Here is a 10,990-nt window from a genome sequence, read left to right as displayed (position 1 = left end):
CAACTCGCCCCTGATCGAGATGCTGCTCGGCCAGGCGCTGGTCGCGACCAGCAACAACGCCTACACCGATGAAGCCATCAACATCCTGCGCGCCGCCGTGGCGCGCGAGAGCGAGGCGCCGATCGGCTATACTCAGCTCGCCATGGCCTATGGCCGCAAGGGCGATTATGCGCAGGCTGACCTCGCTTCCGCCCAGGCCGCCTATCTGCGCGGCGACAGCAAGACCGCGCGCGAGCTGGCCTCGCGTGCCAAGACGCGCTTTGCCATCGGAACCCCCGGTTGGGTCAAGGCTGACGATATTGTGAGCGCCAAGCCGCTGCCGGGTCAGAAAAACAACTAGCCATCAACGTAAATCGTCTACAACGATTGCCAAACCGCACAAGGATTTGCCCATGCGCCCGCTCCGTTTTCTCGCTCCCGCCCTGCTCGCCGCGGCGCTCGCAGGCGCTTCGCTGCCCGCATCCGCGCAGGGCTTCTCCGATACGCAACGCAGCGACATCGAGAGCATCGTGCGCAATTACCTGATCACGCATCCCGAGGTGCTCGAGGAGGCGATGACCGAGCTGACCAAGCGCCAGGCCGCGGCCGAGGCCGAGAAGCATCAAGCGAGCATCGCGAAGAATGCGGATGTGATCTTCAACTCGCCACGCGGCGTGACGCTCGGCAACAAGGACGGCGACGTCACTTTCGTGGAATTCTTCGACTACAACTGCGGCTACTGCAAACGCGCGATGGTCGACATGATCGACCTCATGAAGGCCGATCCCAAGCTGAAAGTCGTGCTGAAGGAATTTCCGGTGCTGAGCCAGGGCTCGGTGGAAGCCGCGCAGGTTGCTGTCGCCGTGCGCATGCAGGATCCGACGGGCAAGAAGTATCTCGACTTCCATCAGAAGCTGCTCGGCGGCCGTGGCGCTGCCGACAAGGCCCGCGCGATGGCGGTCGCCAAGGAAGTCGGCCTCGACATGGCCAGGCTCGAGAAGGACATGGCGGGCCCAGAAGCGAAGGCGACCATCGAGGAGAACTTCAAGCTCGCGGAAGCCATGGGCATGAACGGCACGCCGAGCTACGTGATCGGCAAGCAAGTCGTGATCGGCGCAGTCGGGCTGGAGAATCTGAAGGAAAAGATCGGCATCGCCCGCTGCGGCAAGGCGACGTGCTGACGTAACAACGAAACAATATTGGATGCGCAAAGGCCGGCTCGTTAGCCGGCCTTTTTGTTTGTGTGGTTCTGCACACTTCCATTCATCGCGCATTCATAAAACAAACCACGTGGAACCGCTATCGGTTCGGAACGTCGCTCTCCTCCTTTCGTTGTCGGCGTGGGCAATGCAGGACTTCTTGAGGAGGAATCGAAATGACTAACCGCTTGTTGATTTCGGTCGCGACAGCGGCCTTGATCGCGGGAACCGGCTTTGCGAACGCGCAGGGCACCGGCATGGGCCGCGAGTCACCGTCGTCCGGTGGCGGCGCTACGACGCAGCACAGCCCGCCATCCGGTGGCGGCGCGTCTTCAGGCACGATGAACCGTGAACACGGCGGCACCACAGGCATGAGTGGCGCCGAGCAGTCCGGCAAGAGCTCGAGCTCTTCCGGCATGAAGTCGGATTCCGACAAAGGCGGTGCGGCCGACAGGAACGCGCAGGATACCAACGCGCCTGGTCAGAAGTCGAAGAGCATGAGCTCGGAGAACGACAAGACCAAGGGCGAGAAGGACATGAAGGCTGAAGGTCGCGATAGCCGTGACCGCAGCAACATGAAGGCTGAAGGTCGTGATCGTGACCGCATGAATGCCGAGACTCGCGACAAGAGCGGCGGCACCGCTGCCGAAAGCCGCGACAAGAGCGGCATGGAGACGCAGAAGGGCGCGACCGACACCAGCCGCTCGCAGACCACGACCGGCAACGCCGGGACCTCGGCAACCGCGGCTCCGCCGGCAGAGAAGCGGACCCAGATCGTCTCCGCGATCAGGTCGGAGCGGGTCGAAGAGGTCAAGAACGTGAACTTCAACGTCGCGGTCGGCACCACCGTGCCTACGACCGTTCACTTCCATCCGCTCCCGTCCCGGATCGTCGAAATCTATCCGGAATGGCGCGGCTACGACTTCATCCTGGTCAACGGCCGCTACGTGATCGTGCAACCCGAGACGCACCAGATCGTCTACATCATCGAGGGCTAACGGGAGCTCCCACGCGAGGGCGGGTTCAACCCGCCCTCGCTTTTCTTGTCCTGTCCGCCGGCATGCAGGGCCCTGGCCCGGCCGCCGGGCGAAACCCGCAGGCTTTTCCACAGAAGTTGGTTAATTAGCGTTTTCCATGAGTTAGCCGGGTCATCTGACAGCCCGAATGAGCCGTTTGAACCGGTTTCCAACAAACCTAAAGCTTTCCCTCGGGTCCGCTGTTACCTATAAACCCGCGACCTGGAGCAGAATCCGGAACCCCGGTTTCCGAAAGGATCCTGCCCAAAACGCTTTAGCGCTATTTCTTGGAACTCCGGATGGCCCAGGCCCCTGCCGCGACGATCTATGTGCTCAACGGCCCGAACCTCAATCTGCTCGGGACCCGTGAACCCGAGACCTATGGCCATGCCACGCTCGCCGACGTCGAGAAGCTCTGCAGGGATACCGCGGCCCAGTTTGGCCTCACCGCGGACTGCCGGCAGTCTAATCGCGAGGGCGAGCTGATCGACTTCATCCATGAGGCGCAGGCGAAGCAGGCGGTCGGCATCATCATCAATGCGGGGGCCTATTCCCATACCTCGATCGCGCTGCATGACGCGCTGGTCGGGGTGAAAATTCCGACCGTCGAAGTGCATATCAGCAACATTTATGCCCGCGAGAGCTTCCGGCATCATTCCTTCACTGCTAAAGCCGCCTTTGCGTCGCTTTGCGGCTTCGGCGTCGATGGCTATCGCCTCGCGATATCAGGCCTCGCCGCCAGGATCGGCGCCAAGGCGACAGCCTGACGCATTCCCCGTCATCAGACAGAGAGTTTCGGACCAAGATCATGGCGCGCCAGCCAGACGACAAATCCACCGCAAAGCCCGGCAAAGACAACGACAAGGACGACGCCGCGCTCATCCGCGAACTCGCGCTCCTGCTCGACGAGACCCACCTGACTGAGATCGAGATCGAGCGCGCGGGCGTCCGGCTGCGTGTCGCGCGCAACGTCAGCATTGCCGCGGCCGTGCCGGCGGCCGTCGCACCGGCCCTGTCGGTGGCTGCACCCGCGGCTGCCGCTGCCGCGACCGACCTCGCCAAACATCCGGGCGTAGTGCCCTCGCCCATGGTCGGCACCGCCTATTGGGCGCCGGAGCCGGGCGCAAAACCCTTCATCGAGGTCGGCAGCAAGGTATCAGCCGGACAGACGCTGCTGATCATCGAAGCGATGAAGACGATGAACCAGATTCCGTCGCCGCGCGCGGGCACCGTGACGCAGATCCTCGTCGAGGACGGCCAGCCGGTCGAATTCGGCGAGCCGCTGGTAATTATCGAATAGCGAATGGTGAGTGGCGAATAGCGAGTGGTGAAGAATTCCCATTCGCTATTCGCCATTCGCCACTCCCCCTCCTGAGGCGCCATGTTCGACAAGATCCTCATAGCCAACCGCGGTGAAATCGCGCTTCGCGTGCTGCGCGCCTGCAAGGAGCTCGGCATTTCGACGGTGGCCGTGCATTCGACCGCGGACGCGGATGCCATGCATGTGCGGCTTGCGGACGAGAGCGTCTGCATCGGGCCGCCGCCGTCGAAGGACTCCTATCTCAACATTCCCGCCCTGCTCGCGGCCTGCGAGATCACGGGCGCCGAAGCGGTGCATCCCGGCTACGGCTTCCTCTCGGAAAATGCCCGCTTCGCCGAGATCCTGGCCGAGCACAATCTGCATTTCATCGGACCGAAGGCCGAGCACATCCGCCTGATGGGCGACAAGATCGAGGCCAAGAAGACCGCGAAGCGACTCGGCATTCCCGTCGTTCCCGGCTCCGACGGCGCCGTGAGCTCCGATGACGATGCAATGGCAATCGCCAGGTCGATCGGCTTCCCGGTGCTGGTGAAGGCCGCCGCCGGCGGCGGCGGGCGCGGCATGAAAGTCGCGCACAGCGAAGCCGATCTCGCGCTGGCGCTCTCCACCGCCGCCACCGAAGCAAGATCCGCGTTCGGCGACGCGTCGGTATATCTCGAGAAATACCTGCAGAAGCCGCGCCACATCGAGATCCAGGTGCTCGGCGACGGCCGCGGGGGCGCCATTCATCTCGGCGAGCGCGACTGTTCGCTGCAGCGGCGCCACCAGAAGGTCTGGGAAGAAGGTCCCTCGCCGGTCCTCTCGGCCGCCCAGCGCGCAAAGATCGGCGAAACTTGCGCGAAGGCGATGCGGGACTTGAAATATCTCGGCGCCGGCACGATCGAATTCCTCTACGAGGACGGCGAGTTCTATTTCATCGAGATGAACACCCGCATCCAGGTCGAGCATCCCGTCACCGAAAGCATCACCGATATCGACCTCGTGCTCGAGCAGATCCGGATTGCCGCCGGCGGCGACCTGCCGGCGAAGCAGGACGAGGTCGCGATCATCGGCCACGCCATCGAATGCCGCATCAATGCGGAGAACCCGCAGACCTTCCGCCCTTCACCTGGACGCATCTCGCAATACCACCCGCCCGGCGGCCTGGGCGTGCGGATCGATTCCGCAGTGTACCAGGGCTATGTCATCCCGCCCTATTACGACTCGCTGGTCGGCAAGCTGATCGTGCACGGCAAGACCCGTGGCGAATGCCTGATGCGGCTGCGCCGGGCGCTGGACGAAATGGTGGTCGACGGCATCGAGACCACGCTGCCGCTGTTCCGCGCCCTGGTGCGCGAGCCCTCCATCATCGATGGCGACTATCACATCCACTGGCTGGAGCAGTATCTCGCCGGGCAGCCGACCATCGGCTGACGGCCCAAGTCAGGCGGCCCAAGTCAGACGGCCCAAGTCGGTTCCATTCCGCATGGAACAAAGCACGGAACCGTGCGTTTGCAGCAACCGGGATTTCCCACCCCAAGGACCGCTTGCAGCCCACCGGATCCATGACACGAGGCACCCGTGACGTCTGATACCAGGCGCCGACGCGCATTGGGGCAGATCCTGCTGCTCGCGGCGGGGCTCCTGGTGCTGGTTGCGATCAGCGCCGCGTCCGTCCTGCTGGTGAACAAGGCGCGCCAGGACAACGCCTTGGTGGTCCACACCGTCGAGGTGGAAAACCAGATCAACGCGGTTCTGCTCGAGCTCCGCCGCGCCGAAAGTGCGGCCCGCGCCTATCTCCTGACCCGATGGCCGGAATTCCTGACCGATCATGAGCAGGCCGTGGCCAACGTCACCCCCTATACGGACAAGCTGGCGCAGCTCGCAGCCGATAATCCGTTCCAGGTCGAGAACGTGAAGAAGATGCGCGCGGCGATCGACATCCGGCTCGATCAGTTCAAGCGCGAAATGGATTTTATCAAGCGCGACGAGCCGACCAGTGCCGCGGCGCTGGTCCGCGAGGCGGCCGCCGGCAATACCAATGCCATCATTCGCGACGTGACGGACAAGATGCACGCCGAGGAAGAGCGGCTGTTCGATCTGCGGACGGCCAATGGCGACCGTTCGCAGATACTGGCGTCCTCCGTCACCATCGCCGGGTCGTGCATCGTGATTGCGCTTGGCGCGATCGCGGCGTTCCAGGTGCGCCGCTCGACGCGCGTCCGCGATGAGGCCGCGACCAAGCTGCGAGACCTCAACGTCACGCTGGAGACCAGCGTCCAGGAGCGCACCGCCGATCTGCGCGAAGCCAATGACGAGATCCAGCGCTTTGCCTATATCGTCAGTCACGATCTGCGCTCGCCACTCGTCAACATCATGGGCTTCACCAGCGAGCTCGAGGAGCTGCGCGGCGACATCTTCAAGCGGATCGCCGCCCTGAGCCACACCGCCTCGGAAGCTGCCGCGCTGCCGGAGAACGCCACCGACAGCGCCGAGCCTGCGCTCGAGGGCGCCGACAAGCAGCTCTCAGACGATTTCTCCGAGGCGCTCGGCTTCATCAAATCCTCGATCGCCAAGATGGACCGCCTGATCACCGCGATCCTCAATCTCACCCGCGAGGGTCGGCGCGAATTCAGTCCGGAACGGATCAACACACGCGAGCTGATCGAGGGCATCGCCGCCACCGTGGCGCATCAGGCCGCCGAGGCGAATGCGCAAATCCGCATCGAGCCATTGCCGGAGATCACCAGCGACCGTCTTGCGCTGGAGCAGATCTTCTCCAATCTGATTGACAATGCGCTCAAATATCTGAGGGACGCTGTTCCCGGCGACATCGCGATCCGCGGGCGCACCAAGCTCGGCTTCGCGATCTTCGAAATCAGCGACAATGGCCGCGGTATCGATCCCAAGGATCACCAGCGCATTTTCGAGCTGTTCCGCCGGGCGGGAACCCAGGACAAGCCCGGCCAAGGCATCGGGCTCGCGCATGTGCGCACGCTGGTGCGGCGTCTCGGGGGAACCATGTCGGTCGCCTCAGAACTTCACAAGGGCAGCACATTCACGATAACACTTCCAGTCAACTGGGCCGCCAAACGGAAGGCAGATGCATGAGCAATCCAGTCACCATCATCATGATCGAGGACGATGAAGGCCACGCGCGGCTGATTGAGCGGAATATTCGCCGATCCGGTGTCAACAATAAGATCTTGCCGTTCAGGAACGGTACAGACGCGGTCGGCTATCTCTTCGGCTCGGATGGAAGCGGCACAGACCAAAAGGGCAAGGCGCTGCTCATCCTGCTTGATCTCAACCTGCCCGACATGACCGGCATCGATATCCTGAAGCGGGTCAAGGAGAACAAGCACCTGAAGTCGACCCCCGTGGTGGTGCTGACCACCACGGACGATTCGCAGGAGATCAAGCGATGCTACGAGTTCGGCTGCAACGTCTACATCACGAAGCCGGTGAACTACGAGAGCTTTGCCAACGCGATCCGCCAGCTCGGACTGTTCTTCTCGGTCATCCAGGTTCCGCCAGCCGCAGCATGAGCACCACGAGCCCCACCCTGCTCTATATCGACGACGATGAGGCGCTGGCGCGGCTCGTCGACCGCGGCCTGACGCGGCTCGGGCTGAAGGTGGTGCATGCGGCGAGCGGCCAGGAGGGGCTGGATCGCATCGCGAAGGGCGGCATCGACGTGGTCGCGCTCGACCAGTATATGCCCGGCCTCGACGGGCTCGAGACGCTCGAGCAGATCCTGAAAATTCCCGACGCTCCACCGGTCGTGTTCGTCACGGCGTCGCAGGATTCCGCGATCGCCGTCACCGCGCTGAAGGCCGGCGCGGCGGACTATCTCGTCAAGGACATCCACGGCGAATTCATCCCGCTGCTCCAGGTCGCCGTCAACGGCGCGCTGCGTCAGGCGGAATTGCAGCGAGCACGCGACGAGGCGGAAGCCGAGATCCACGCCTCGCGCGACCGCTTCGCCGCGCTCGCCGCCGAGCGCGAGGTGCTGCTCCGCGAGGTCAATCACCGCGTCGGCAACTCGCTGCAGATCATCGCCTCGCTCCTGCACCTGCAGGCGAGCTCGGCGACACAGGACGACGTCAAGGCGGCGCTCACCAACGCAATGGGCCGCGTCGCCGCCGTCGCCCAGGTGCACCGCCGCCTCTACACCTCGCACGACCTGAAGAGCGTGCTGTTGAACCAGTATCTGGAATCGCTGCTCGAAGATCTCCGCCGCTCGGCCGAAGGCAACCGGATGTCGCGGCTGACATTGAAGGCCGAACCGATCGAGATCGATCCGGATCGCGCGGTCGCGATCGGCATCATCGTCAACGAGCTGGTGATGAATGCGGTGAAATATGCCTATCCAGAAGGCGCCGGCCCGATCCATGTCGAGCTCAAGGCCGAGGGCAACGATCTGCTGCTGGCGATTTCCGACGACGGCGTCGGCCTCAACGTCAAGGCCGATCCACGCTCCACGGGCCTGGGCCAGCGCATCGTCAGCGCCATGGCCTCCAAGCTCGAGGCCAGCGTCGAGCGCGATCCCGACCATGGCGGCACGCGCATCCTGGTGCGCTTTCCCCGTGCCAGCGCCGCAGCGGCGAAATCCGCCAGCGCCGCCGCGAGCTAGCCTTGAGATCATGATCCGATTGGACGAAATCGGATCATGATCTCATCTCGTTGTTTGAGCATGATCTCCGCGCAAACGCTATGCGTTTGTCGCAGGGAAAACCGGTTTCCACTTTTCCGGATCATGCTGGCGCATCAGCCTATCGCGCCGCCCGCGCTCGCCTGCTATCCTGCAATCATGACATCGCGCGACTCCGCCGCATCCGAGATCACACCCGACGTGCTGCTGCGCGCCTATGCCTGCGGCATCTTTCCGATGGCCGAGAGCGCCGACGACCCCACCCTGTTCTGGGTCGAGCCGGAAATGCGCGGCGTGATCCCACTCGAAGGCTTTCGCATCACCTCGCGATTGGCGCGCACGGTGCGTTCCGATGCGTTCACCGTGACGGTCAACACCGCATTCAAGGCCGTCATCGCCGGCTGCGCCGCTCCGGCAGAAGGACGCGAGGACACCTGGATCAATAAGCGCATCCGCGAGCTCTATGTCGGGCTGCATCGGCTCGGCCACTGCCACAGCGTCGAGGCCTGGCAGGACGGCGAACTGGTCGGCGGTCTCTACGGCGTCAGCCTGGGGCGCGCCTTCTTCGGCGAGAGCATGTTCCACACGGCGCGCGACGCCTCGAAGGTCGCCCTGGTGCATCTGGTGGCGCGGCTGATTGCCGGCGGCTTTGAGTTGCTCGACACGCAATATGTCACTGAGCACCTGCGCAGTTTCGGTGCGCTCGAAATCCCCCGCCGCCGCTATCGCGCGCTGCTCGACCAGGCGATCTCGGGTGCGCCCGCTGATTTCCTGAAGTTGCCGACCGATCAGCCAATCAAGGGCGCCGATGCGCTCGCGATCATCGCAGAGCGCGCGTAAGCGTAGCCCGGATAAGGCGTGCGTTCCATCTGGCTACCTGATCATGCCGAGTGCAGCATCCACAGACGCACAAATGCCTGGTCTCAACGGCGGCTTATTGAAAGCAAAGCCGCAATGTAAGTCGGCAGCGTTCGCTCGTTCGTATGCGCTTGCGGGATCGTTTGCGCTAGCGATCCATGATTGCTGACCAAGAGAATTAGTGTCCCACCAAGTGACCATCTCATTGACTCAATCGATCCTGCGGCGTAGTTTAATACAACGTTACGTTGATTATTTCGCACAGCACATTTTGCAGATTCACGAAGTTTCAGAAGCGATTAGTCGTCGAAAGAGGTGATTGCGGCTGAACGCCAAGTCGACAGGTAAAGTCAGGTGTTCGGATTTGGACAACAGCACATACATCGTTGTGCTCCCGACATCTGAGTTCGGAATGATACCCAATAGCTGAGTTGACGCACAGTTGCTCGAATAGATGAGCGGCTTCAGAGCCGCTGTTGTCTAGCGGGCGGCACCAAACTGCCGCGAAGAGCGGAAGATCTCACGTATGAAATTTACTGCTTCACACTTCACGCGACCGCTCAGCGGATCGTGAGGGGAAGCTATTCGTTCAAGACAACATGTTCAAAACAAAGGAGGAGAGGACGATGCCGTTAGACGCAACGCAGTTAGCGCAGGAAATTACGGAGCACGTGCGCGCCGCCGCGGCCCAGTCAGCCGGTGGCCCAGCGGCCCAGGCAGCCGGTGGCGCAACGGCTGAGGCAGTTGGTGGTGATTTTTGTTCAATTTGGCCCCAAGCCAAGCCCGTTCTGGGATTCGTGGCGGGCATCGTCGCATTTATTCCCGGACTCGGCACAACAGCAGGAGCTGTCCTGCAGGGCCTCATAAAGGTCGGAGGTCAAATCTCCGCTGAGGTGTGCCGTCAGCAGTAGGCCTCCAGACGGTGCAGCCAAGATTGCGTGGGACAAGGGTCCGCGCCGCCATTCGAAACCCTGCCAAACGAACCCTGCCAAGTCGGTCGGGACTTGGTCCTTTCGGCAGCATTGTGGATCTTATGATCAGCGTTGCGCGGGGAGCTGGCCTCCCCGCTAACAAGCGCTGACAGCCGCCTGACCAACGTTTGAGGTTCTTAGTTCCCGAATATGCTGAAGAGCCCGCCGGGCCGCTGCTGCGGTGGAGGTGGCGGCGGTTGGGGCTGCGCCGGCGGCTGCTGGTATTGCGGCTGCTGCTGCGGCGGCGGACGCGGGGTGGCCTGCTTCTGCGCCGGCGGCCTCTTCTGTGCCGGCGGTGGGGCCGGCTGCTTCGGCAGATCGGGCGCCGCGTTGACGATGGTCTGCTCCGGCCCTTTGCAGTCGGTCAGCCAGATATCATAGATCGGATGCTCGACACCGTGCAGGCCCGGACTTGCTGCAAACATCCAGCCCGAAAAAATCCGCTTCACCTCGCCCTGCAGCGTGATCTCGTCGACCTCGACAAAGGCATCGGTGTTGGCGGCTTCCGTCGAGGGCCGCGTGTAGCAGGCATCCGTCTTCACGCGGAGCGCACCGAACTGCACGGTCTCGCCGATATCCTCCTCGAAATTGATGATACGCCCGGTGATCTTGTCGAGCCCGGAGAAGGTCGCCTTCTTGTTCGCGATCTTGGTCGACGGCGGCTCGCTCACCACCTCGTCGCCGGGCTGGAGCGTTGCCGGCGTCTGCGGCACGCTCTTGGGCTGGCGCTGACCGGGCGGCAATCCCGGCAACGGATTGGCACCAGGCGGCGCATTGGCGACATTGGGAGGAGCCCCGGGCGACGGCGGCTGCACGGCGACCGCGGGCGGCGCATTCGGAGGCGGCCCCTGGGTGCCCGGCGGTGGCGCCAGAGGCTGCGACTGGAAGCTGCCCGGTGGCGGCACACCCTGCCCCGGCAATGGCCGGTTCGGCGTCGGCAGCAATCGGCCGCGCGGCAATTCCGGCACTTCCTCCTCGTCCTCGGGAGCCGCCTGCTGGCCACCACGCGGAAT

Annotated in this window: 10 protein-coding genes and 1 pseudogene; 10 read left to right on the top strand and 1 reads right to left on the bottom strand. The window is 63.2% G+C overall.

The features are described 5' to 3' along the window. From CWO89_RS33535 to aat, 10 genes and pseudogenes are all read left to right on the top strand, one after another. Positions 1-340 (top strand): annotated as a pseudogene (locus CWO89_RS33535) (M48 family peptidase); the annotation flags it as partial. Between the two features lie 52 nt (positions 341-392). Next, positions 393-1,160, top strand: coding sequence for a DsbA family protein (locus tag CWO89_RS33530; RefSeq protein WP_130582764.1), 768 nt, complete (start codon positions 393-395; stop codon positions 1,158-1,160). A 194-nt stretch (positions 1,161-1,354) separates the two neighbouring features. Beyond that, positions 1,355-2,176: a DUF1236 domain-containing protein gene (locus CWO89_RS33525; protein WP_130582763.1), complete on the top strand. Its 822-nt coding sequence runs from the start codon at positions 1,355-1,357 to the stop codon at positions 2,174-2,176. A gap of 317 nt (positions 2,177-2,493) precedes the next feature. Then, the gene (aroQ, locus tag CWO89_RS33520) at positions 2,494-2,961 is read left to right on the top strand and encodes a type II 3-dehydroquinate dehydratase (RefSeq protein WP_130582762.1); all 468 of its coding nucleotides are present in this window, start codon (positions 2,494-2,496) and stop codon (positions 2,959-2,961) included. Positions 2,962-3,002: 41 nt separating this feature from the next. Continuing rightward, positions 3,003-3,494, top strand: a complete 492-nt coding sequence (gene accB / locus CWO89_RS33515) for an acetyl-CoA carboxylase biotin carboxyl carrier protein (protein WP_130582761.1) — start codon at positions 3,003-3,005, stop codon at positions 3,492-3,494. A gap of 81 nt (positions 3,495-3,575) precedes the next feature. Then, entirely contained in the window at positions 3,576-4,928 is a 1,353-nt protein-coding gene (gene accC, locus CWO89_RS33510; RefSeq protein WP_130582760.1) for an acetyl-CoA carboxylase biotin carboxylase subunit, read from the top strand. Between the two features lie 147 nt (positions 4,929-5,075). Next, the gene (locus CWO89_RS33505; protein ID WP_130582759.1) at positions 5,076-6,605 is read left to right on the top strand and encodes a sensor histidine kinase; all 1,530 of its coding nucleotides are present in this window, start codon (positions 5,076-5,078) and stop codon (positions 6,603-6,605) included. Further along, on the top strand, positions 6,602-7,042 hold the full coding sequence (locus CWO89_RS33500; protein WP_130582758.1) for a response regulator: 441 nt from the start codon (positions 6,602-6,604) through the stop codon (positions 7,040-7,042). The genes CWO89_RS33505 and CWO89_RS33500 overlap by 4 nt, the downstream gene beginning before the upstream one ends. Continuing rightward, positions 7,039-8,130, top strand: coding sequence for a sensor histidine kinase (locus CWO89_RS33495; protein ID WP_130582757.1), 1,092 nt, complete (start codon positions 7,039-7,041; stop codon positions 8,128-8,130). The genes CWO89_RS33500 and CWO89_RS33495 overlap by 4 nt, the downstream gene beginning before the upstream one ends. A gap of 177 nt (positions 8,131-8,307) precedes the next feature. Then, the gene (gene aat / locus CWO89_RS33490) at positions 8,308-8,988 is read left to right on the top strand and encodes a leucyl/phenylalanyl-tRNA--protein transferase (protein ID WP_130582765.1); all 681 of its coding nucleotides are present in this window, start codon (positions 8,308-8,310) and stop codon (positions 8,986-8,988) included. A 1,126-nt stretch (positions 8,989-10,114) separates the two neighbouring features. On the opposite strand, the gene CWO89_RS33485 is transcribed toward aat, so the two are convergent. Then, positions 10,115-10,990 (bottom strand): DUF2155 domain-containing protein (locus CWO89_RS33485; RefSeq protein WP_130582756.1); only part of this gene is annotated, 876 nt, incomplete at its 5' end.

Source organism: Bradyrhizobium sp. Leo170 (assembly GCF_004296405.1).
GTDB lineage: Bacteria > Pseudomonadota > Alphaproteobacteria > Rhizobiales > Xanthobacteraceae > Bradyrhizobium.
This window is presented reverse-complemented; position numbering and strand designations above follow the sequence as displayed.